Origin of the sequence: Rahnella sp. 2050 (genome assembly GCF_040544515.1) — a bacterium.
GTDB classification, from domain to species: Bacteria; Pseudomonadota; Gammaproteobacteria; order Enterobacterales; family Enterobacteriaceae; genus Rahnella; species Rahnella aceris.
Genome location: NZ_JBEPKE010000004.1, coordinates 19,046 through 40,966, shown reverse-complemented (window position 1 = coordinate 40,966; position 21,921 = coordinate 19,046). Strand labels below are relative to the sequence as shown.

Here is a 21,921-nt window from a genome sequence, read left to right as displayed (position 1 = left end):
TTGAACACTTTTAATCAGACGAAATCAGAGCTTAAAGCCTGCTACCACGGTTTCCAGCTGAACGGTCTGATCCTGCATCGCCTGCGCAGCGGCAGAAACCTGTTCCACCAGCGCGGCGTTCTGCTGCGTGGCGTTATCCAGCTGCGTGATAGCCACATTTACCTGCTCGATGCCCAGACTTTGCTCCTGACTGGAAGACATGATTTCGTTCATCAGCGTCGCCACGTTGTTCACGCCACCCATGACTTCATCCATCGTCGTTCCGGCGGTCGCCACCAGTTCGCTGCCGGTGGCGATATCCGCCACAGAATCCTCGATCAGCTTTTTGATTTCACGCGCGGAAGTGGCTGAGCGCTGTGCCAGACTGCGCACTTCGGATGCCACAACGGCGAAACCGCGTCCCTGTTCACCGGCACGCGCCGCTTCAACCGCCGCATTCAGCGCCAGAATGTTGGTCTGGAAAGCGATGCCGTCGATCACGCTGATGATATCGACGATTTTATGTGAAGAGCGGGTGATCGAGCCCATGGTCTCAACCACCTGTTTCACCACGTCCGAGCCCCTCCCGGCAACAGCCGAGGCATCACGGGCCAACTGGTTAGCCCCTTCCGCATTGGCAGCGTTCTGTTTCACGGTGCTGGTCAGCTGTTCCATTGAGGCTGCCGTTTCGACAATCGAGCTGGCCTGTTCTTCGGTTCGTGCTGACAGGTCCAGGTTACCGCTGGCAATCTGGCGCGAAGCCGAGGTGATAGCCAGACTGCTGTCGCCAACCTGACGCAGAATGGATTGCAGGAAAGACAGGAAACCGTTGAAGTTCTGGTTGATCTGATTGAACTCAGGGCTGCGGCTTTCCGGTAAGCGCCGGGTTAAGTCGGCACCGCCCGCAGAAAGCTGGGCGATATTTTTATTCAGTGCCGCCAGCTGGCGCATGAAAATTTTAATCGCGGCGATCAGAACGATCAGCAACAGCAAGACCATCGGGATTTGAACCAGTCCGAGACTCGTCAGAATGCTGTGGCTGCGCGCCAGTAACTGACTGGTCGGCATGTCGGTGGCGATAAACCACGGCCCCTGAATGTTGCTCATAAACATGGTATGCGACGTGCCGTCATTATCGTAGTCAGCCACCAGACTCGCCTGCCCGTTGATCTGATCCAGACTTTTGCGGATCTGCATCGCCAGCGGAGAAGTTTCGCCCAGTGAGGCCAGTTTCGGCAGTTTTTCATCCGTGGAATGACTGGTACCGACGATGGTGCCGTCTTTTTCCACGATATAAATCCTGGCGTGAACCTTTTTCTCCATCTCTGTCACCAGCTGGTTAAAGAACCCCAGTGTGACGTCAATGGTGGCGACGCCCCATTGCTTATCATCTTTGTAAATCGGCATCGCACAGTTAGTCCGCGGCTGGGTGCTGGCGTCATCGAAATAAGCAGGCGCCCAGACACACTGACCCTTTTCACCTTTTGATGCCGCCAGATACCACGACTGATCGAAATAGTTTGGGGATTCGGCGCTGTTCCAGAAAGTATTGACCGTCAGTTGATTATTATTATTACGGGCAAAGAAGGTGCTGAATTTGATTTTGGCCGGATCGCGTTGGTTCGGCAGAGGCCAGATCCCGCCACCAAACACGGCAGAGTCACCGTACTGATCAACCAGTGCCGGAAGTAAACGATCGATACTGTCGCTGTCCATTTGTGCAACAGTCTGGGTAATGGTGCGAACCTGTGACTCAACTTTATTCAGGCGGTCATTAATTGCCACCGCGACATCATCCACCTGATTAGCAACCAGATTACTTTCTGTCTGTTTCAGCTGGGGAGCGATATACACCTGGATCACGATAAGCGTAACGATGATCAGCACAATAAAAAACAAGCTGATCAATGCGATAAAGCGGGATTGCGTCGTTTTTAACATTTTTGGGTACTCGCAGGCAAAGCAGCGAGATCGCTGCTTAATTAGTAACGGCATTTTCTGGCGTTTCTTTATGTGGCTGTAGTAGATATATCTGGTGTAAGAATCTTATGAGTAAAAATCCAGAACATCATTCCAGTGAGATTCTTTCCCAATAAGAGATTAAGACTGTGATTACTTTCACTTTATGTTTATGAAAAACTGTATGAAAAGGGAAGAATGTGTGTGGCACTGCGGGGTTTAAGCGGTTTTTAATGATTTCTCTTAATGTTATTCTTTAGAACAATTGAGAAACTGCGGTCGAACCATTAATCATGGAGTGAACAATGGCGTGCCATTTTGCAAGATGGGCAATGACGGATGCAGAACCGGATACACACCGGTTGCCGCAAGAGATCGTATTATTTGCAAAACACCTTTCCGAAAAACAGCGCAAGCGTTTCTTAAACGGCCGCGTTCTGCTGGCAGAAATGATTTTCTATCTCTATGGAATCGCGGAACTTCCCAGCGTCATCACGTTACCCAGCGGTCGTCCGAGTTTTGAATCCCCTGATTTGCCTGATTTCAGTCTGGCGTATGCAGGAAGTACCGTCGGTGTTTTAATCAGCAGCGAAGGGAAAGTCGGCCTCGATCTCGAAATCATTCATGCCCGCAGTGCGCTGGTGAATCAGCAACAGCAATTACAGCTTTCTGCGGTGGAGAAAACCTGGATTGCTATGCAATCCGATCCGGTGGAATCCTCTCTGCAACTGTGGTGTATCCGCCAGAGCATGCTGAAAATGTCCGGCCTGAACGATCAGAGTCCGCTTACGCTCAGCCTGAATCCCGCTTCTGGTCGTTTACGGTCTACCGTAACGCCCGAGGCGCAGGTGATGAGCGACATTGAAGGTTCCATTATCTGGTCATGTGCGCAGTCACCCTCGATTATCCGTTTGCAGTGCTGGCGTTACGAACCTGAAAACGGCTTCACCCGCACACAAACCCTGGCCACAGACCAGCAATCTGAATCACCACACTTCATGAAATTCATCAGCCTGCCACCCGCTAAATAAAACTTCACTTTTGTTTACGCCCGTCGTGCCGTTTTTCGTTTATGGTTACAGGCAGTTCCTTTCGCAAAGTCATCCATAACAGGAGTTACCCATGTCAGCTCAACCACTGAAGTTTGTCACACTGTTAGGCAGTCTTCGTAAAGCGTCTTACAACGGAATGGTCGCCCGCACATTGCCAAAAGTGGCACCAGAGGGCATCAGCATTGAGGCGTTGCCTTCCATCGGTACACTGCCGCTCTATGATGCAGATATTCAGCAGGAAGAAGGCTTTCCGGCGGATGTTGAAGCGATTGCGGAACAAATCCGTCAGGCGGATGGCGTCATTATCGTCACGCCGGAGTATAACTACTCCGTTCCGGGCGGCCTGAAAAATGCGATCGACTGGATTTCCCGCCTGCCGAATCAGCCACTGGCCGGTAAGCCCGTGCTGATCCAGACCAGTTCAATGGGTCCGGTCGGCGGGGCACGTTGTCAGTATCATCTGCGTCAGATTCTGGTGTTCCTGGATGCGATGGTGATGAATAAACCCGAATTTATGGGTGGTGTGATCCAGAATAAAGTGGATGAGCAAATCGGCGAAGTCATCGACCAGGGGACGCTCGATTTCCTGCGCGGCCAGCTGACGGCATTTGCCGACTATACGCGCCGCGTCAGCCAATAATTCCGGTCATCAGAAATGCAAACAGCCCGCAATGCGGGCTGTTTTTTTACAGGCGTTAAGCAGATGTCAGCGGATTAATGCCCGTCGACAAACGCGATTTTCAGCACAAACAGCAGGGCTACGACCACCACACACGGGCTGATTTCTTTCCAGCGGCCAGTGCCCAGTTTCATCACCACGTAAGAGATGAAGCCCAGCGCGATACCTTCGGTGATCGAGAAGCTGAACGGCATCATTACCGCGGTCACGAACGCCGGAACCGCTTCGGTCAGGTCATCCCAGGAAACACGCGCCAGACTGGAGGTCATCAGCACGCCGACATAAATCAGCGCACCGGCTGCCGCGTATTCCGGCACCATGCCCGCCAGCGGAGAAATGAAGATCACCAGCAGGAACAGTAAACCGGTCACCACCGCCGTCAGACCGGTACGGCCGCCGACAGATACGCCGGAGGTGCTTTCAATATAAGCGCCCACAGAAGACGTACCGATAAATGCCCCCGCCACGGAAGACACGCTGTCAACGTACAGCGCCTGTTTCATCTGCGGGAACTTGCCCTGCGCATCCGCCAGACCGGCTTTGTCGGTCACACCAATCAGCGTGCCGGAGGAGTCAAACAGGTTCACCAGCATGAAGGAGAAAATGACGCCCGCCAGACCGATATTCAGCGCGCCTTTCAAATCCACCTGACCGACAACCGTGGTGATGCTCGGCGGCATCGACCAGAAACCGGTGTAATGCACATCACCAATCATCAGGCCAATGACTGTCGTGACAATAATCGACACCAGCACCGAGGCGTGGAAGTTACGCGACGCCAGAACGGCAATAATGAAGAACCCCAGCACACCGAGCAGCACGTTGTGCGAGGTCAGATTACCGATGGTCACGATGGTGTCAGGGTTCGGGACAATAATGCCGGCGTTTTTCAGCCCCATCATGCCGATAAACAGCCCGATACCGGCGGTAATGCCCACACGCAGGCTGACCGGAATATTGGCAATCATCCAGTAACGGATGCGGAAAATAGTCAGCAGCAGCAAACCCACAGCACCCCAGAATATCGCGCCCATACCGACCTGCCAGGAAACGCCCATTGCGCCGACGACCACAAACGCGAAGAACGCATTCAGGCCCATCGCCGGTGCCAGAGCGACCGGCAGGTTGGCGATCACGCCCATCAGGATGCTGCCGAACGCGGCAATCAGACAGGTAGTCACGAACACGGCCTGTTTATCCATCCCCGCAACACCCAGGATCTGCGGGTTCACGAAAACGATATAGACCATGGTCAGGAAGGTAGTTAAACCGGCGATAGTTTCGGTGCGTACGGTGGTGCCGTGCTGCGTCAGTTTAAACAGACGTTCAGCCAGACCTTTACCCGCAGTCGCATTGCTCTGTGGTGTGCTCATTGGTGAGTTCCAAAATGGGGGAAAAACAATCGGGGGGTATCCTAAGGATTTTAGCCCGAAAGCGCCAGCACTGGATGTATGGGATTAAATCTATCGTTCGGGTACAGTGCCATAATGCACGCCAATAGATGAAACGCTCACAGGGAGAAAGTATGTCACAGGTTGAATGTGTCTTTTTTGATTGCGACGGTACGCTGGTGGACAGTGAATTGTTGTGCTGCGAAGCCTATGTCGAAATGTTCGCGCATTTTGGTGTGACGGTTTCATTCGACGAAATGTATAAGAAATACAAAGGCGTCAAACTTTACGAAATCGTCGCGATCGTCAATAAAGAGCACGGTATCGACGTGCCGAAAGAAGAAATGGAAGTCGTGTTTCGCCAGCATGTTGCCCGTCTTTTCGACAGCAAACTTGAACCTATTGACGGCGCACGCGAGTTACTGGAACAAATCACCGTGCCGATGTGTGTCGTCTCAAACGGCCCGGTCACCAAAATGCAGCACTCTCTCGGCCTGACCGGATTGCTGCCTTTTATGGGGGATAAGTTATTCAGCGGCTATGATTTACAGCGCTGGAAACCCGATCCTGCCGTCTTGTACAAAGCAGCCGACGTCATGAACGTGCCGGTGGAAAACTGCATTCTGGTTGAAGATTCCGTGGCAGGCGCACAGGCCGGGATCACCGCAGGCATCCCGGTGTTTTACTACTGCGCCGACCCGCATAACCCTGCGCTCGATCACCCGCTGGTGACCACTTTCCACGACATGCGCGAACTGCCGGGGATCTGGCGTCAGATGGGGTATCAGATCACTCGCTGAGTGATTTTTCGTACGCCTGCATCCGCTTTTCCAGCTCCGTCAGAGATCGCAGGCCATCAGCCAGCGGCAGGGTTTTATCATTGAAGATTTCCAGTGACCAGGGGCCGGTGAAACCTTTACGGTTCAGCGTGCTGACAAAATCCACCAGCGGTAAATCGCCCTGCCCCGGATAACAGCGGTAACTACGGCTCCACTGCTGCACGTTCATGTCTTTGAACGGTACATCGGCCAGTTGCAGGAAACTGATTTTTTCCAGCGGCACTTCATCCAGACGGTCAAGATTGTCGCCCACGGCGAGAATATGAAAGCTGTCGAGCACAATGCCCAGCGCCGGACTGTTCACCTCGCGTACGCGATCCCACGCCTGGCGGTAACGGTTGACGTGTTTACCCCATGCCAGCGCTTCATAGCCGATACGGATGTCATACAGCTCCGCCATTTCCGCCAGCGCGGCGAGATCGGCAATCTGCACCTCCCGCTCCGGTGAACTTTCCGGATCGGTGTTGCTGCACACCAGTAAATGATCGCAGCCCAGCTCGCTCATCAGGTCGAACTGGCGGCGTGCGCTGGCGAGTTTTTCAACCCGCTTCTCTGCCGGAACCCCTTCGAAATCACGGAAAGGTTGCAGCAGGAAAATGCGCAGGCCGAGAGAATCGGCGAGGTTACGGATAGCCGCCGGTTTGACAGGACTTTTAAGCAAATCGTCTTCGAATATTTCCACACCATCAAATCCTGCAGCCGCAATGGCGGTAAGTTTTTCAGGCAAGGTTCCTGGTACTGAAACTGTCGCAATAGAATGTAACCGGGTGGTTGCAGGCAAAATAGTGTCCTTTTAGTCAGGCTTCGATACTTACAGTAGTGGACCCTCACGCCACATTCGTCAAGTGCGGCGAAGTTGTATGAACGCACAGATTGTAACTGGGCTAAGCAATGGTTAATCTCTGTGGCGAGAATGTGGTTAATGAAGAGGATAAGACGCTGAGCAGCCAAAGTTCCCCGGCGCCGGGACGTAAAAATGATCCGATAGGACTCAGGCAGCGCATTTTCGACAGCGCTCTGGCTGAATTCGCTGAATCCGGTCTGATGGGCGCGCGCATGGAAAATATCGCCTCCAATGCCAGCACCACGAAACGTATGGTGGTCTACCACTATAAGACCAAAGAAGCCCTGTACATGTTGGTTCTGGAACACGTTTATCGCGGTATTCGCCAGCACGAGCTGGAGCTGGACTTATCTTCGTTGCCACCTGCGGAAGCGATCGTCAAACTGGTAGAAGCCAGCTTCGATTTCCATGTCTCACACCCGGAATTTATCCGTATTGTATCGACAGAAAACATGCTGCGCGGCCGCTTTATCCGCCAGTCCACCAGCATCCGTGAGATCAACAAAACGGCATTAACGCTGCTGGAAGATATCCTTGAACGCGGCAAACAAAGCCATCTGTTTAAGGAAGATGCGCAGGCGCGCGACGTTCACCGCCTCATCAGCAGCCTGTGTGTGCACCAGGTCGCCAACCAATATACGTTCGGCGCTTTGTTTGAAAATCCGGATGAGGTGGATTTACAGACCGCCCATTACCGGCAGTTGGCAGTACAGGTCGCGCTGCGCTATGTGATGAAATAATTGCGCTGACCGGACGCGGGTATAGATCGGAAAGCAAAAAGGCCTCGTCAGAGGCCTTTTTTGTGGAGCGATGTCAGTAAACCCTTATTCTTTCGGCACATCTTTACCGTCTGTCAGCAATTTATCCAGCGCATCGCCGCCCACATGACGGAAATCCTGACCTTTCACAAAGTAGAAAATGAATTCGCAAATGTTCTGGCAACGGTCACCGATACGTTCGATAGAACGGGCGCAGAACAGTGCGGTCAGCACGCTTGGAATCGTGCGTGGATCTTCCATCATGTAGGTCATCAGCTGGCGCACAATGCCTTCATATTCCTGATCCACTTTTTTATCTTCACGGTAAATACGCACCGCTTCGTCAAGATCCATACGCGCAAACGCATCCAGCACATCATGCAGCATCTCTACGGTATGGCGGCCCAGCGATTCCAGGCTGACCAGCAACGGCTGATGCAAATGTGAGAATTTTTCCAGCGCCGTGCGGCAGATTTTATCTGCCACGTCACCGATACGCTCGAGTTCAGAAATGGTTTTGATAATCGCCATCACCAAACGTAAATCGCTGGCGGTTGGCTGGCGCTTGGCAATGATGCGCACACAAGCTTCGTCGATCGCCACTTCCATCAGGTTAACTTTGTCATCACCTTTGATGACGCGTTGCGCCAGTTCGGCATCCTGATTGTGCATCGCCGTGATGGCGTCAGTCAGTTGTTGCTCAACCAGGCCGCCCATCGCCAGAACCTGCGTACGGATATGTTCAAGCTCAGCATTGAACTGGCCAGAAATGTGTTTGTTTAAGTTCAGGTTGTCCATTCTTTGTACCTCAACCGTAGCGGCCAGTAATGTAATCTTCAGTCTGTTTGCGCGCTGGTGAAGTGAACAGCGAGTCAGTGTCGCTGTATTCGATCAGTTCGCCCAGATACATAAACGCAGTGCGATCTGAACAACGCGCAGCCTGCTGCATGTTGTGGGTCACGATCACCACGGTGTAATCAGATTTTAACTCGGTGATCAGCTCTTCGATACGGCCGGTAGAAATCGGATCGAGCGCCGAGCAAGGTTCATCGAGCAGCAGAACGTCAGGACGGATCGCAATACCACGTGCAATACACAAACGCTGTTGCTGGCCGCCGGACAGGCTGTAACCACTCTGGTGCAACTTGTCTTTAGATTCATTCCACAATGCAGCTTTGGTCAGCGCCCATTGCACACGCTCGTCCATATCCGTGCGGGACAGCTTTTCAAACAGACGGACACCAAACGCGATGTTGTCGTAAATCGACATCGGGAATGGCGTCGGTTTCTGGAAGACCATGCCGACTTTGGCGCGCAGCAGCGCGATGTCCTGCTTATCAACCAGAATGTTTTCGCCATCAAGCAGGATTTCACCCTCAGCGTGCTGTTCCGGATACAGCTGGTACATTTTGTTAAACGTACGCAGCAGCGTGGATTTACCACAGCCTGACGGGCCGATGAATGCCGTGACTTCGTTCTTAGCAATATCCAGGGAAATATTTTTCAGCGCGTGGAATTTGCCGTAATAAAAGTTCAGATCGCGAACCTGAATTTTGCTGTTGGATGCGTCAGTCATTCTCAGACATCTCTCTTATTCGCGCGCCGCATGGCGACGCCGGGTAAACAGTGATGGCAGCCGCTATCACCTGCCATCGATAATAAATTCGCTTATTGCTTTTTCGGGGCGAAAATCACACGCGCCAGAATGTTCAGCAGCAGCACACACACGGTAATCAGCAGTACACCCGCCCACGCCAGTTGTTGCCATTCGCCAAACGGACTCATCGCAAACTTAAAGATGGTGACCGGCAGGTTAGCAATCGGCTGCATCATGTCGGTGCTCCAGAACTGGTTGGAGAGCGACGTAAACAACAGCGGCGCGGTTTCACCGGCAATACGGGCAATCGCCAGCAGGATCCCGGTGATAATGCCGGAAACTGAGGCTTTCAGTGTGATGGCCGAAATCATTTTCCACTTCGGCGTACCCAGTGCGTAAGCCGCTTCACGCAGGCTGTCCGGCACCAGTTTCAGCATGTTTTCCGTGGTACGGATAACAATCGGGATCTGTAACAATGCCAGTGCAAGCACGCCCGCCCAGCCGGAGAAGTGTCCCATTTTTGCCACCATAATGGTGTACACAAACAAGCCCACAACGATGGATGGTGCGGAAAGCAGAATGTCGTTAATGAAACGAATGAATTCAGCCAGCCAGGATTTACGTCCATATTCGGCCAGATAAATCCCCGCCATCACGCCCAGTGGCGTACCGATGACCGTTGCCCACAAAATCAATAATCCGCTGCCTGCAATGGCGTTAGCCAGACCGCCGCCTGCCGTATTCGGAGGCGGGGTATTTTCTGTGAACAGCGCCAGCGACATCCCGTCAACACCTTTAACGATCGTGGTGAACAAGATCCACACCAGCCAGAACAGACCAAACGCCATGGTCAGCATGGAGACCATCAGCGCCAGACGGTTCTTCTGACGGCGCCACGCCTGACGTTTGCGACGCGATTCCAGTAATGCAGTATTACTTTGCATTTCAAGTGTCGTCATCTTAACGGCCCTCTTTCTTAGCCAGACGCAGGATCATCATTTTCGACAGCGCCAAAACAATAAAGGTGATGACAAACAGGATCAGACCCAGTTCCATCAGTGCAGACGTATGCAGCCCGGCTTCCGCTTCGGCGAATTCGTTCGCCAGTGCAGAGGTAATGCTGTTGCCCGGCGCGTACAGCGATGCGCTATCGAGCTGGTAGGTGTTACCGATAATGAAGGTCACCGCCATGGTTTCGCCAAGTGCGCGCCCCAGACCTAACATCACGCCGCCGATCACACCATTTTTGGTGAACGGCAGCACGATACGCCAGATCACTTCCCATGTAGTGCAACCAATGCCGTAAGCAGATTCTTTCATCATCACCGGCGTTTGCTCGAACACGTCACGCATGACGGAAGCTATGTACGGGATGATCATAATGGCGAGGATGACACCTGCAGCCAGAATACCGATACCAAAACCCGGACCGGCGAACAGGGCACCAACAATCGGGATACCGGAAAGTACATCGCCCAACGGCGTCTGAAAATACTGCGCAAACAGCGGGGCGAAAACGAACAGCCCCCACATGCCATAAACAATACTGGGGATCGCCGCCAGCAGTTCAATAGCAATCCCCAGCGGGCGTTTCATCCAGTTCGGCGCCAGCTCGGTAAGGAATAATGCGATACCAAAGCTGACGGGAACAGCAATCAGCAGGGCAATAATGGAGGTCACGACCGTGCCGTAAATCGGCACCAGTGCGCCAAATTGCTGGTTCGGTGCATCCCAGGTTTTCGTCCACAGGAAGGACAATCCGAACTTTTCAATGCTCGGCAGGGAAGCAATAAACAGCGAGACGATAATGCCGCCCAACATAAATAGCACAATCAGCGCTGCCAGTTTAACCAGCGCGCCGAAGATGATGTCACCGTTTTTGCTGGGTGCCTTGATAGCCGGCTTGTATTCAGCCATACCACTCTCTTTTAATTCAGATTTAATTCCCTCCCCGGCCGGAGAGGGAATGAAGCAGAAGACTTGTACTCTATATCAGACCCGAGGTCAGATCCTAGTAAAGTGCTTTACCGCTGCTGTCTTTGATGTTGGTTTTCCAGGCTGCGCGGATCTGTTCTACAACAGAAGCTGGCAGTGCGGCGTAATCCAAATCAGTCGTCAGTTTGTTACCGTTTTTGTAAGCCCAGTCGAAGAACTTCAGCACTTCGGTACCCTTCGCTGCATCTTGCTGGTCTTTGTAAATCAGGATGAAGGTGGTGGAGCTGATTGGCCACGCATTATCACCTTTCTGATTGGTCAGGTCCTGAGCGAAGGTTTTGCTCCAGTCTGCACCTTTAGCGGCTGCACTGAAGGATTCTTCTGTCGGGCTGATGGCTTTGCCGTCTGCATCTACCAGCTTGGTGTAAGCCAGGTTGTTTTGCTTGGCATAAGCATATTCTACGTAACCGATTGAACCTGGCAGACGCTGTACGAATGCGGCCACGCCGTCGTTGCCCTTGCCGCCGAGACCCGTTGGCCAGTTAACAGTAGAACCTGCACCGATTTTGTCTTTCCACTCGCTGTTCACTTTCGCCAGGTAGCTGGTGAATACGAAGGAAGTACCGGAACCGTCAGCACGGCGAACCACCGCGATGTTAGTGTCTGGCAGTTTCACGCCCGGGTTCAGCTTGGTGATCGCCGTATCGTTCCACTTTTTGATTTTACCGAGGTAAATATCACCCAGCGTTGCGCCATCCAGAGTCAACTGACCGGATTTGATGCCCGGGATGTTAACAGCCAGTACCACGCCGCCGATTACAGTAGGAAACTGGAACAGACCGTTTTTATTCAAATCTTCTTCTTTCATCGGTGCATCAGATGCCCCGAAATCAACGGTTTTAGCGATGATTTGTTTCACGCCGCCGGAAGAACCGATGCCCTGATAGTTAACCTGAGTACCGGTTGCTTTCTGGTATGCATCAGCCCACTTAGCATAGACAGGGGCTGGGAAGGTACCGCCAGCGCCAGTCAGGTTAGCGGCAGCGAAAGCAGACATTGCTGTGAGGGAGAAAGTCGCTGCTACAAGACCGGCGACGGTGTTACGCATCAATTTCATGTTCCACTCCTGGTGGTTTTAAACTTCCCGACTGATGTCGACGTTAATTAAAGTGTTTGGCACAGGAGGAAAATAGGACAGTTTAGTGACAGTAAAATGTACGTTATATGACAGTTTTATGACACCGGTCACAATTCGAACCATACGGGCAAAATGCGGGAGTTTTAAGCAGAAAAAGCCGGTTATTACACCGGCGGATAATGAAAAGCGGGTAAATTAACGCCCCTTCTTCTTACGGCCAGGCTGGGCAAAACGCTTGCGGGATGCGGAATTTGCTTCAGGTTTTTCGCTGTTTTTCGTTTTAGTGACAGCCGGTTTTTTAGCCTGAGCAGGTTTTGATGGCCCTTTTTTCGCCGGTTTGTCTTCAGACGAAGAGTTTTCAATCAGCTTAAACAATTCGATCAGTTCATCATCGGTCAGATCACGCCATTCGCCCAGCGGTAATCCTTTCAGATTGATATTCATAATACGCACACGTTCAAGCTTAGTGACGTCGAAACCAAAATGCTTAGTCATGCGGCGGATCTGTCGGTTAAGTCCCTGCACCAGCGTAATGCGAAACACCATCGGTGCTTCTTTCTTCACTTTGCATTTCTTGGTCACGGTGCCGAGCATCGGCACACCCGCGCCCATACCGGCAATAAACTCGTCCGTGATCGGTTTATTGACAGTCACGATATATTCTTTTTCGTGGTCGTTACCGGCACGCAGGATTTTATTGACCAGATCACCGTGATTGGTCAGTAAAATCAGGCCCTGCGAATCTTTGTCCAGACGGCCAATCGGGAAGACGCGTTTGCTGTGGTTAACGAAATCGCGGATGTTGTCCCGCTCCCCCTCTTCCATCGTGGTGATAATGCCTACGGGCTTGTTCAGCGCAATAAGCACCAGATCTTCTTCATCACGCGGCTCAATAATCTGACCATTCACTTTCACCACATCGCCGGCAAACACCTGAGCACCCACCGCAGCACGCCTGCCGTTGATAAAAACATTTCCCTGTTCGATGTAACGATCAGCATCGCGGCGCGAGCAGATGCCGCTCTCGCTAATGTATTTGTTGAGACGAATGGAGGAGTTGGTCAGCATTCAGCGGGGTACCTTCAGAAAAACGCGAACTATACCTTATCCGGGGCGGGTTACGAAGCCTGAGAGAAGAGAATCGTGACCGGCTGCTGACAAAGAGAGAGCCGGAGAACAACATTCTGGAAAGAGAAAAGCGCCCCGGGAGGCGCTTAGAGATAACATGGCTGAAACCGGACAGTCTTATTCGACAGTCACAGACTTCGCCAGATTACGTGGCTGGTCAACATCGGTGCCTTTAATCAGCGCAACGTAGTAGGACAGCAACTGGAGCGGTACGGTGTAGAAAATCGGAGCGACGATTTCTTCAACGTGAGGCAGCTGAATAATCTTCATACCGTCACTGTCGACAAAACCCGCGTCCTGATCGGCGAAGACATACAGTAAACCGCCACGTGCACGCACTTCTTCGATATTCGACTTCAGTTTTTCCAGCAATTCGTTATTGGGCGCAACCACGATCACCGGCATATCCGCATCAATCAGCGCCAGCGGGCCATGTTTCAGCTCGCCTGCCGCATAGGCTTCAGCGTGGATATACGAAATCTCTTTCAGCTTCAGCGCACCTTCCATCGCGATCGGATATTGATCGCCACGGCCAAGGAACAGGGCGTGATGTTTATCAGAGAAACCTTCAGCCAGTGTTTCGATAGTCTTATCCAGCGACAGCATTTGTTCGATGCGCGCAGGCAACGCCTGAAGCGCGTGAACAATGTCGTGCTCAACTTGCGGACTCATCCCTTTCAGGCGGCCCATACGCGCCACCAGCATCAGCAGAACGGTCAGCTGCGTGGTGAAAGCTTTGGTTGAGGCCACACCGATTTCGGTGCCCGCTTTGGTCATCAGCGCCAGATCGGATTCACGCACCAGAGAAGAACCAGCCACGTTGCATACTGCCAGCGAACCAAGATAACCCAGCTCTTTCGACAGACGCAGCGCTGCCAGCGTATCAGCCGTTTCACCCGACTGAGACAGCGTGATGATCAGGCTGCCCGGACGAACAGCAGATTTGCGATAGCGGAATTCCGAAGCGATCTCGACATCACAAGGCATGCCAGCCAGTGACTCAAACCAGTAACGCGCCACCATCCCGGAGTTATATGACGTACCGCAGGCGATAATCTGCACGTGCTGAACACGGGACAGAATTTCGTCCGCTTTTTCGCCCAGCTCGCTCAGATTCACTTCGCCGTGGCTGAAACGGCCTTCCAGGGTGTTTTTAATGGCCAGCGGCTGTTCGTAGATTTCTTTTTGCATGTAGTGGCGGTAAACGCCTTTATCACCGGCGTCGTACTGCACTTTGGATTCGATTTCTTCACGCTCAACGGCATGACCATTTTTGTCATATACGCTGACGGAACGGCGCTTAACTTCAGCAACATCGCCTTCTTCCAGGAACAGGAAGCGGCGGGTCACAGGTAACAGCGCCAGCTGATCGGAGGCAATGAAGTTTTCACCCACACCACGACCAATCACCAGCGGGCTGCCGGAACGGGCAGCGACCAGAACAGACGGATCGCGGCGATCCATCACCACCGTGCCGTAGGCACCACGCAGTTGCGGGATAACGCGCTGGACCACTTCGAGCAGCGTACCGCCCTGGAGTTGTTCCCAATGCACCAGATGCGCGATCACTTCGGTATCTGTTTCAGAATCAAAACGGTAGCCGCGTTCAATCAACAATTCACGCAGAGGTTCGTGGTTTTCGATAATGCCGTTATGCACCACAGCAATGTAATCAGACACATGCGGGTGAGCATTCGCTTCAGAAGGTTCGCCATGGGTTGCCCATCGCGTGTGAGCAATACCGGTGCCACCATGCAAAGGATGTTCATCGAGTGCATCAGACAGCATCTGGACTTTACCCAGACGACGCAAGCGCCCCATTTTCCCGTCAGCATCAATGACAGCCAGACCGGCTGAGTCATAACCGCGGTATTCGAGACGGCGTAAACCTTCCAACAGAATTTCAGCAATATCGCGTTGCGCTACTGCGCCTACAATTCCACACATCAGTTTTATTCCTATTGAAGGTCTTTTCGGGACCTTTTTTGATGCCTGACCTGATTTATCCGCAAGCCCCGTTTTCCGGTGTACTTGCGGTTCCCCGAGCCTTGTAGAGAGTTGGGGATTATTATGAACAGCTTATTTTTTCTTCACCGGTTTCTGCCAGTCAGGTTTATGCACCTGCGGCACCCGGCTTAACAGTAAACCATTGTCCGGCACGTCGCGCGTGACCGTTGTACCGGCGGCGATCGTCACGTTATTACCCACAGTGACTGGCGCTACCAGCTGAGAATCTGACCCCACAAAGACATCGTTACCGATGATGGTCTTATGCTTGTTTACGCCGTCGTAGTTGCAGGTGATGGTACCCGCGCCGATGTTAACGTTATCCCCAATATCAGCATCACCAAGGTAGGAGAGATGACCAGCTTTAGAGCCTTTGCCGAGACGCGCTTTTTTGATTTCGACGAAATTGCCGACATGCGCGCCTTCAGCCAGTTCAGCGCCGGGGCGCAGACGGGCGAAAGGCCCGACCGTACAACCGCTTTCCAGCACCGCATCTTCGAACACGCTGTAAGGGCTGACTTCACAGTCATCGCCAATCACGCAATTTTTCAGCACGCAGCCCGCACCGATTTTGACGCGATCACCCAGTTTCACGTGACCTTCGATAATGACATTGGTGTCGATCAGTACATCGATGCCGTGAGACAGTTCACCGCGCAGATCAAACCGCGCTGGATCCATCAGCATCACGCCTTCGAGCAACAGACGCTCTGCCTGTTCACTCTGATATACGCGCTCAAGACGGGAAAGTTGCAGGCGGTTATTCACACCATCCACTTCGCTGTTTCGCGCCGGATGAACGGTGGCGATCAGATGTCCTTCCGCATGCGCCATCGCAATAATATCGGTGATGTAGTATTCACCCTGCGCATTGTTGTTATTCAGCTGCCCGAGCCAGCGTTTGAATGACGCGCCGTTAGCGACCAGGATACCGGTGTTAATTTCCTGAATTTTCAGCTGTTCTTCGCTGGCATCTTTCTGCTCAATAATGCCGGTAACAATGCCATTCTCACGAACGATACGGCCATAACCGGTCGGGTCATCCAGCACGACGGTCAGTAAACCAATGCCGCCATCGGGCTTGGCTTTGAGTAATTCGTTCAGGGTGTCGACGGAAATCAGCGGAACATCGCCGTACAGCATCAGCACATCTTCATCATCGGCAAAGAACGGCGCCGCCTGCTGCATCGCATGACCGGTCCCCAGTTGCTCTGCCTGCAATACCCAGTTCAGATCACTGCCTGCCAGATTTTTCTTCAGTAAATCGCCACCGTGGCCATAGACCAGATGCACGTTCCGGGCACCCACTTGCGTGGCCGCATCAATGACGTGCTGAACCATTGGCTTGCCAGCCAATGGGTGAAGAACTTTCGGAAGGTTGGAGTACATGCGTGTCCCCTTGCCCGCGGCAAGGATCACCACACTCAGTGCGCTGTTCGACATAGGTAACCTGACAAATCCAATTTGAGTGACAAAAGTAACCCGTTCAGTGCGCGGATTACTACATATTTCGCTTCAAAAACCGCCCGCAGGCCGCAGCCTGCAAGGGTTGTATGCTGTATAGACTACACCAAAAAAACTGAGGGTAAAGTGTCGGTTAATCACCCAAGTATTCCATTAAAAGCGAAAATTAGCCTTGGGAAAAACACTGAAAATGCACTTTATTAAAAGCAAAAAAAAAGCGACCCGAAGGTCGCTTTTCTAACTGATGTTGTTACATCGCTTTTCTGGTCAGTTCGATAACGCGAAGTTTCGCGATCGCCTTAGCCAGTTCCGCTGACGCCTGAGCGTAATCAACGTCGCCGTGAGAACCACTAATGTGTTCTTCCGCTTTGCGCTTAGCTTCAAGCGCGCGCGCTTCGTCGAGGTCTTGCCCACGGATTGCAGTATCAGCCAACACGGTCGTTGCATTCGGTTGCACCTCAAGGATGCCACCGGAAAGATAGATATACTCTTCTTCACCGTGTTCTTTAACAATGCGCACCATGCCAGGCTTGATGGCGGTGAGCAGCGGAGCATGCCCCGGGAAAATACCCAGTTCGCCTTCGCTACCCGTCACCTGGATCTTTTGTACCATGCCGGTAAACATACGTTTTTCCGCACTAACAACATCCAGATGGTAAGCTTTTTCAGCCATGTCATCCTCTCTCACAACAAGCTAGCGTTACAGTTTCTTGGCTTTTTCCACTGCTTCATCAATGGTGCCAACCATGTAGAACGCTTGTTCCGGCAGGTGATCGTAGTCGCCGTCCATAATGCCTTTGAAACCACGAATGGTATCTTTCAGCGATACGAACTTGCCCGGAGAACCGGTGAAGACTTCGGCCACGAAGAATGGCTGGGACAGGAAGCGCTGAATTTTACGCGCACGGGATACAACCAGTTTGTCATCTTCTGACAACTCGTCCATACCCAGGATCGCGATGATGTCTTTCAGTTCCTGGTAACGTTGCAGAATAGACTGCACGCCACGAGCCACATCGTAGTGCTCCTGACCAACAACCAGTGGATCCAGCTGACGGCTGGTGGAATCCAGTGGGTCAACCGCCGGGTAAATACCCAGTGACGCGATCTGACGGCTCAGAACCACGGTCGCATCTAAGTGAGCGAAGGTGGTAGCTGGAGATGGGTCAGTCAAGTCATCCGCAGGAACGTAAACGGCCTGTACGGAGGTGATTGAACCACTTTTGGTCGAGGTGATACGTTCTTGCAGAGCGCCCATCTCTTCCGCCAGCGTTGGCTGATAACCTACCGCTGATGGCATACGGCCCAGAAGTGCGGACACTTCGGTACCGGCCAGGGTGTAACGGTAAATGTTGTCAACGAACAGCAGTACGTCACGACCTTCGTCACGGAATTTCTCCGCCATGGTCAGACCGGTCAGTGCAACGCGCAGACGGTTACCTGGTGGCTCATTCATCTGACCATACACCAGGGAAACTTTGTCGATAACGTTGGAGTCGGTCATTTCGTGATAGAAGTCGTTACCCTCACGAGTACGTTCACCCACACCTGCAAACACAGAATAACCGGAGTGCTCGATCGCGATGTTACGGATCAGCTCCATCATGTTTACAGTCTTACCAACACCCGCACCACCGAACAGACCGACTTTACCGCCCTTAGCGAACGGACACATCAGGTCCATAACTTTGATACCGGTTTCCAGCAGTTCCTGGGAGTTTGCCAGCTCTTCATAAGAAGGCGCAGCGCGGTGGATCGCACGACGTTCTTCTTCGCCGATCGCACCTTTCATGTCGATTGGTTCACCCAATACGTTCATGATACGACCCAGAGTCGCTTTACCCACCGGTACTTCAATTGGGTGTTCCAGGTTGTTCACTTTCAGACCGCGACGCAGGCCGTCTGAGGTACCCATTGCGATACAACGAACAACGCCGCCGCCTAACTGTTGCTGTACTTCCAGCACCAGTTTGGAGGTACCGTTTTCTACCTCAAGAGCATTGTACACGTTCGGTACTGCATCCTGAGGGAACTCGACGTCCACCACGGCGCCGATTACCTGGATAATCTTTCCAGTAGCCATCTTGAATCCTCTACGTAATTCGTAAACCTAGCTTAAACCGCGGAGGCTCCCCCGACGATCTCGGTGAGTTCCTGAGTGATGCTGGCCTGACGAGCTTTGTTGTATACCAACTGCAGCTCTTTGATCAGGCTGCCGCCGTTATCGGTTGCGGCTTTCATCGCTACCATTCGCGCGGCCTGTTCGCTGGCCAGGTTTTCTACGACGCCCTGATAAACCTGGGACTCCACATAGCGACGCAGGAGAGTATCCAACAGTGCTTTAGGGTCCGGCTCATACAGGTAATCCCAGGATTTTTTCGCCAGTTCGCCGTCTTCTGCTGGTGGCAGAGGCAACAACTGAACGATACGTGGTTCCTGAGACATGGTATTGACGAATTTATTGCTAACAACGCATAACTTGTCTAAGCGACCTTCGTCGAAAGCCTGCAACATCACTTTCACCGGCCCGATCAGTTCTGACAGGGAAGGGTTATCCCCCATGCCAGTCACCTGAGCAACAACGTTGCCCCCAACGGAGCCGAAAAAAGAGGCTGCTTTGGAACCGATCAGTGCGAGATCAACTTCAACACCTTTTTCGGACCAGCCTTTCATCTCTGACAGCAGTTTTTTGAACAGGTTAATGTTCAGACCACCACAAAGACCACGGTCGGTAGACACCACCAGATACCCGACACGCTTAATTTCACGCTCATCCAGGTACGGGTGCTTGTATTCCAGATTACCAAGCGCAAGGTGACCAATCACTTCACGAATGGTTTCTGCATAAGGACGGCTGGCCGCCATGCGATCCTGCGTTTTACGCATTTTGGAGGCGGCGACCATTTCCATCGCTTTAGTGATCTTTTGCGTGTTTTGCACGCTGCTGATCTTACTACGTATCTCTTTTCCGCCGGCCATCTCTGCTTCTCCTCATTACCAAACGGCCTGCTGCTTATCTGCCAGAGGCAGGGCAGCAAGGCCGCGAGGTGTTACCAGGACTGGGTTGCTTTGAAGGTATCGAGGATATTTTTGAATTTACCCTCGATCTCATCGTTATACGCACCAGTTTGGTTGATTTGCTGCAGAAGCTCGCCGTGCTCACGGTCAGCGTAAGCCAACAGTGCAGCTTCGAAGCTACCGACTTTAGACAACTCAACGTCTTCCAGATAACCACGTTCTGCTGCGAAGATGATCAGAGACTGCGCAACGATTGACATCGGAGCGTATTGTTTCTGTTTCAGCAGCTCAGTCACTTTCTGACCGTGGTTCAGCTGTTTACGGGTTGCCTCATCCAGATCAGAAGCGAACTGCGAGAACGCAGCCAGCTCACGATACTGTGCCAGAGCGGTACGAATACCACCGGACAGTTTCTTCATGATCTTAGTCTGAGCAGCACCACCAACACGGGATACCGAAATACCCGGGTTAACCGCAGGACGAATACCGGCGTTGAACAGGTTAGATTCCAGGAAGATCTGACCATCGGTAATCGAGATTACGTTGGTCGGAACGAACGCGGAAACGTCACCCGCTTGCGTTTCGATAATTGGAAGCGCAGTCAGGGAACCGGTTTTGCCTTTCACTTCACCTTTGGTGAATGCTTCAACATACTCGGCGTTAACACGCGCAGCACGTTCCAGCAGACGGGAGTGAAGATAGAAAACGTCGCCTGGGTAAGCTTCACGACCAGGTGGACGACGAAGCAGCAGGGAAATCTGACGGTAAGCAACAGCCTGTTTAGACAGGTCATCATAAACGATCAGTGCGTCTTCACCGCGGTCACGGAAGTATTCACCCATTGCGCAACCGGAATACGGTGCCAGGTATTGCAGTGCAGCAGATTCTGACGCAGTTGCAACAACAACGATGGTGTTTGCCAGTGCGCCGTGCTCTTCCAGTTTACGAACCACGTTAGAAATGGTGGACGCTTTCTGGCCGATAGCCACATAGATACATTTGATGCCGGAATCGCGCTGGTTGATGATCGCATCGATCGCCAGAGCTGTTTTACCGGTTTGACGGTCGCCGATGACCAGTTCACGTTGACCACGACCAATTGGGATCATGGCATCAACGGACTTATAACCTGTCTGCACAGGTTCATCTACCGACTGACGTTCGATAACGCCAGGTGCGATTGCTTCAACAGCTGAGAAGCCGTCGTGCTCTACCGGACCTTTACCATCAATTGGCGCACCCAGGGTGTTAACCACGCGGCCCAGCAGGCCACGGCCAACTGGAACTTCCAGGATACGGCCAGTACATTTTACTTTCATACCTTCGGCGAGGTCAGCGTAAGGGCCCATTACAACGGCACCTACAGAGTCACGCTCCAGGTTCAGGGCGATAGCGTAGCGGTTACCCGGCAGCGCAATCATTTCGCCTTGCATGACATCGGCTAAGCCGTGCACACGGATGATCCCGTCACTGACGGAAACGATAGTACCTTCATTGTGAGCTTCGCTCACCACATTGAACTGAGCAATGCGCTGCTTGATCAGTTCGCTGATTTCGGTGGAATTCAGTTGCATGCTCCAGTCCCCTTAAGACTGCAAGACGTCTGCCAGGCGTTCTAGACGACTGCGAACGCTGCCATCAATCACCATATCACCTGCACGGATTACGACACCGGCAAGAACAGACTTGTCAATTTTGCAATTCAGCTTAACTTTGCGAGACAGACGTTTTTCCATCGCAGCAGCAATTTTTGCCTGCTGTTCTTCCGAAAGCGGATTTGCTGAGGTCACTTCAACTTCAGCAACAGCCTCGAGAGAGGCGCGCAGTTCAATAAACTGCTCCAGCACTTGCGGAAGAACGCGTAAACGTCCATTTTCAGCCATTACCTTAATCAGGTTTTGGCCTGCGTCGTCGAGTTCGTCACCACATACGGCAATAAACGTTTTAGACAAAGTTTCAGGCGCGCTAGCACCGGAAAGCAGTTCTTCAATTTGTTCATTGCGCGTGACTTCAGCCGTGAACGCTAACATGGACTGCCAGCGGTCTAAGCTTTGGTGCTCAACGGCAAAGTCAAAAGCTGCTTTGGCGTAGGGGCGAGCTACAGTTACAAATTCAGACATCAGCCCCTCCCTC

General features: G+C 52.4%; 19 protein-coding genes and 1 pseudogene. 4 read left to right on the top strand and 16 right to left on the bottom strand.

Features of this window, described 5'->3' with window-relative positions:
- Window positions 1–24 precede the first annotated feature (24 nt).
- Window positions 25–1,920: a methyl-accepting chemotaxis protein gene (locus ABIC79_RS16285; RefSeq protein WP_013577700.1), complete on the bottom strand. Its 1,896-nt coding sequence runs from the start codon at window positions 1,918–1,920 to the stop codon at window positions 25–27.
- Window positions 1,921–2,243: 323 nt separating this feature from the next.
- On the opposite strand from ABIC79_RS16285, the gene ABIC79_RS16280 reads away from it, so the two are divergent.
- Window positions 2,244–2,969 carry a 4'-phosphopantetheinyl transferase family protein gene (locus ABIC79_RS16280; protein ID WP_013577699.1) on the top strand — a complete coding sequence of 242 codons (726 nt, stop codon included), beginning with the start codon at window positions 2,244–2,246 and terminating at the stop codon, window positions 2,967–2,969.
- A 91-nt stretch (window positions 2,970–3,060) separates the two neighbouring features.
- Window positions 3,061–3,630, top strand: a complete 570-nt coding sequence (locus ABIC79_RS16275) for an NADPH-dependent FMN reductase (protein ID WP_013577698.1) — start codon at window positions 3,061–3,063, stop codon at window positions 3,628–3,630.
- Window positions 3,631–3,704: 74 nt separating this feature from the next.
- On the opposite strand, the gene ABIC79_RS16270 is transcribed toward ABIC79_RS16275, so the two are convergent.
- A complete protein-coding gene (locus ABIC79_RS16270) occupies window positions 3,705–5,042 on the bottom strand; it encodes an NCS2 family permease (protein WP_013577697.1) in 1,338 nt (445 codons plus the stop codon).
- 152 nt (window positions 5,043–5,194) lie between these two features.
- On the opposite strand from ABIC79_RS16270, the gene yieH reads away from it, so the two are divergent.
- Window positions 5,195–5,860, top strand: coding sequence for a 6-phosphogluconate phosphatase (yieH, locus tag ABIC79_RS16265; RefSeq protein WP_037033882.1), 666 nt, complete (start codon window positions 5,195–5,197; stop codon window positions 5,858–5,860).
- Window positions 5,861–5,876: 16 nt separating this feature from the next.
- On the opposite strand, the pseudogene ABIC79_RS16260 reads toward yieH, so the two are convergent.
- Window positions 5,877–6,680, bottom strand: a pseudogene (locus tag ABIC79_RS16260) (sugar phosphate isomerase/epimerase family protein); the annotation flags it as partial.
- A gap of 110 nt (window positions 6,681–6,790) precedes the next feature.
- Between ABIC79_RS16260 and ABIC79_RS16255 the strand changes: the two are divergent.
- Window positions 6,791–7,483: a TetR/AcrR family transcriptional regulator gene (locus ABIC79_RS16255; protein ID WP_013577694.1), complete on the top strand. Its 693-nt coding sequence runs from the start codon at window positions 6,791–6,793 to the stop codon at window positions 7,481–7,483.
- An 84-nt stretch (window positions 7,484–7,567) separates the two neighbouring features.
- Here the strand turns inward: ABIC79_RS16255 and phoU are convergent, their stop codons facing one another.
- The 13 genes from phoU to atpH form a co-directional block, all read right to left on the bottom strand.
- Entirely contained in the window at window positions 7,568–8,299 is a 732-nt protein-coding gene (gene phoU, locus ABIC79_RS16250) for a phosphate signaling complex protein PhoU (protein WP_013577693.1), read from the bottom strand.
- Window positions 8,300–8,309: 10 nt separating this feature from the next.
- Window positions 8,310–9,077 (bottom strand): phosphate ABC transporter ATP-binding protein PstB, encoded by a 768-nt coding sequence (gene pstB, locus ABIC79_RS16245; protein ID WP_013577692.1) that lies wholly within the window; start codon window positions 9,075–9,077, stop codon window positions 8,310–8,312.
- A 92-nt stretch (window positions 9,078–9,169) separates the two neighbouring features.
- Window positions 9,170–10,057: a phosphate ABC transporter permease PstA gene (pstA, locus tag ABIC79_RS16240; protein ID WP_013577691.1), complete on the bottom strand. Its 888-nt coding sequence runs from the start codon at window positions 10,055–10,057 to the stop codon at window positions 9,170–9,172.
- A gap of 1 nt (window position 10,058) precedes the next feature.
- Window positions 10,059–11,015, bottom strand: coding sequence for a phosphate ABC transporter permease PstC (gene pstC / locus ABIC79_RS16235; RefSeq protein ID WP_013577690.1), 957 nt, complete (start codon window positions 11,013–11,015; stop codon window positions 10,059–10,061).
- A 94-nt stretch (window positions 11,016–11,109) separates the two neighbouring features.
- The gene (gene pstS / locus ABIC79_RS16230) at window positions 11,110–12,150 is read right to left on the bottom strand and encodes a phosphate ABC transporter substrate-binding protein PstS (protein ID WP_013577689.1); all 1,041 of its coding nucleotides are present in this window, start codon (window positions 12,148–12,150) and stop codon (window positions 11,110–11,112) included.
- Between the two features lie 216 nt (window positions 12,151–12,366).
- Complete coding sequence (gene rluF / locus ABIC79_RS16225) at window positions 12,367–13,239, bottom strand: 23S rRNA pseudouridine(2604) synthase RluF (RefSeq protein WP_013577688.1); 873 nt, start codon at window positions 13,237–13,239, stop codon at window positions 12,367–12,369.
- Window positions 13,240–13,416: 177 nt separating this feature from the next.
- A complete protein-coding gene (glmS, locus tag ABIC79_RS16220; RefSeq protein WP_112152010.1) occupies window positions 13,417–15,246 on the bottom strand; it encodes a glutamine--fructose-6-phosphate transaminase (isomerizing) in 1,830 nt (609 codons plus the stop codon).
- 132 nt (window positions 15,247–15,378) lie between these two features.
- Window positions 15,379–16,749: a bifunctional UDP-N-acetylglucosamine diphosphorylase/glucosamine-1-phosphate N-acetyltransferase GlmU gene (gene glmU, locus ABIC79_RS16215; protein ID WP_013577686.1), complete on the bottom strand. Its 1,371-nt coding sequence runs from the start codon at window positions 16,747–16,749 to the stop codon at window positions 15,379–15,381.
- 271 nt (window positions 16,750–17,020) lie between these two features.
- Window positions 17,021–17,443: a F0F1 ATP synthase subunit epsilon gene (locus ABIC79_RS16210; RefSeq protein WP_013577685.1), complete on the bottom strand. Its 423-nt coding sequence runs from the start codon at window positions 17,441–17,443 to the stop codon at window positions 17,021–17,023.
- Window positions 17,444–17,470: 27 nt separating this feature from the next.
- Window positions 17,471–18,853 (bottom strand): F0F1 ATP synthase subunit beta, encoded by a 1,383-nt coding sequence (gene atpD, locus ABIC79_RS16205; protein WP_013577684.1) that lies wholly within the window; start codon window positions 18,851–18,853, stop codon window positions 17,471–17,473.
- A 32-nt stretch (window positions 18,854–18,885) separates the two neighbouring features.
- Window positions 18,886–19,749, bottom strand: a complete 864-nt coding sequence (gene atpG, locus ABIC79_RS16200; RefSeq protein ID WP_013577683.1) for a F0F1 ATP synthase subunit gamma — start codon at window positions 19,747–19,749, stop codon at window positions 18,886–18,888.
- Between the two features lie 71 nt (window positions 19,750–19,820).
- Window positions 19,821–21,362, bottom strand: coding sequence for a F0F1 ATP synthase subunit alpha (atpA, locus tag ABIC79_RS16195; protein WP_013577682.1), 1,542 nt, complete (start codon window positions 21,360–21,362; stop codon window positions 19,821–19,823).
- 12 nt (window positions 21,363–21,374) lie between these two features.
- Entirely contained in the window at window positions 21,375–21,908 is a 534-nt protein-coding gene (atpH, locus tag ABIC79_RS16190) for a F0F1 ATP synthase subunit delta (RefSeq protein ID WP_013577681.1), read from the bottom strand.
- Window positions 21,909–21,921 lie beyond the last annotated feature (13 nt).

Bases quoted from the DNA above. Each gene is read 5' to 3' on its own strand.
- ABIC79_RS16285 (WP_013577700.1), bottom strand. From the start codon at position 1,920: ATGTTAAAAACGACGCAATCCCGCTTTATCGCATTGATCAGCTTGTTT.
- ABIC79_RS16280 (WP_013577699.1), top strand. From the start codon at position 2,244: ATGGCGTGCCATTTTGCAAGATGGGCAATGACGGATGCAGAACCGGAT.
- ABIC79_RS16275 (WP_013577698.1), top strand. From the start codon at position 3,061: ATGTCAGCTCAACCACTGAAGTTTGTCACACTGTTAGGCAGTCTTCGT.
- ABIC79_RS16270 (WP_013577697.1), bottom strand. From the start codon at position 5,042: ATGAGCACACCACAGAGCAATGCGACTGCGGGTAAAGGTCTGGCTGAA.
- yieH (WP_037033882.1), top strand. From the start codon at position 5,195: ATGTCACAGGTTGAATGTGTCTTTTTTGATTGCGACGGTACGCTGGTG.
- ABIC79_RS16255 (WP_013577694.1), top strand. From the start codon at position 6,791: ATGGTTAATCTCTGTGGCGAGAATGTGGTTAATGAAGAGGATAAGACG.
- phoU (WP_013577693.1), bottom strand. From the start codon at position 8,299: ATGGACAACCTGAACTTAAACAAACACATTTCTGGCCAGTTCAATGCT.
- pstB (WP_013577692.1), bottom strand. From the start codon at position 9,077: ATGACTGACGCATCCAACAGCAAAATTCAGGTTCGCGATCTGAACTTT.
- pstA (WP_013577691.1), bottom strand. From the start codon at position 10,057: ATGACGACACTTGAAATGCAAAGTAATACTGCATTACTGGAATCGCGT.
- pstC (WP_013577690.1), bottom strand. From the start codon at position 11,015: ATGGCTGAATACAAGCCGGCTATCAAGGCACCCAGCAAAAACGGTGAC.
- pstS (WP_013577689.1), bottom strand. From the start codon at position 12,150: ATGAAATTGATGCGTAACACCGTCGCCGGTCTTGTAGCAGCGACTTTC.
- rluF (WP_013577688.1), bottom strand. From the start codon at position 13,239: ATGCTGACCAACTCCTCCATTCGTCTCAACAAATACATTAGCGAGAGC.
- glmS (WP_112152010.1), bottom strand. From the start codon at position 15,246: ATGTGTGGAATTGTAGGCGCAGTAGCGCAACGCGATATTGCTGAAATT.
- glmU (WP_013577686.1), bottom strand. From the start codon at position 16,749: ATGTCGAACAGCGCACTGAGTGTGGTGATCCTTGCCGCGGGCAAGGGG.
- ABIC79_RS16210 (WP_013577685.1), bottom strand. From the start codon at position 17,443: ATGGCTGAAAAAGCTTACCATCTGGATGTTGTTAGTGCGGAAAAACGT.
- atpD (WP_013577684.1), bottom strand. From the start codon at position 18,853: ATGGCTACTGGAAAGATTATCCAGGTAATCGGCGCCGTGGTGGACGTC.
- atpG (WP_013577683.1), bottom strand. From the start codon at position 19,749: ATGGCCGGCGGAAAAGAGATACGTAGTAAGATCAGCAGCGTGCAAAAC.
- atpA (WP_013577682.1), bottom strand. From the start codon at position 21,362: ATGCAACTGAATTCCACCGAAATCAGCGAACTGATCAAGCAGCGCATT.
- atpH (WP_013577681.1), bottom strand. From the start codon at position 21,908: ATGTCTGAATTTGTAACTGTAGCTCGCCCCTACGCCAAAGCAGCTTTT.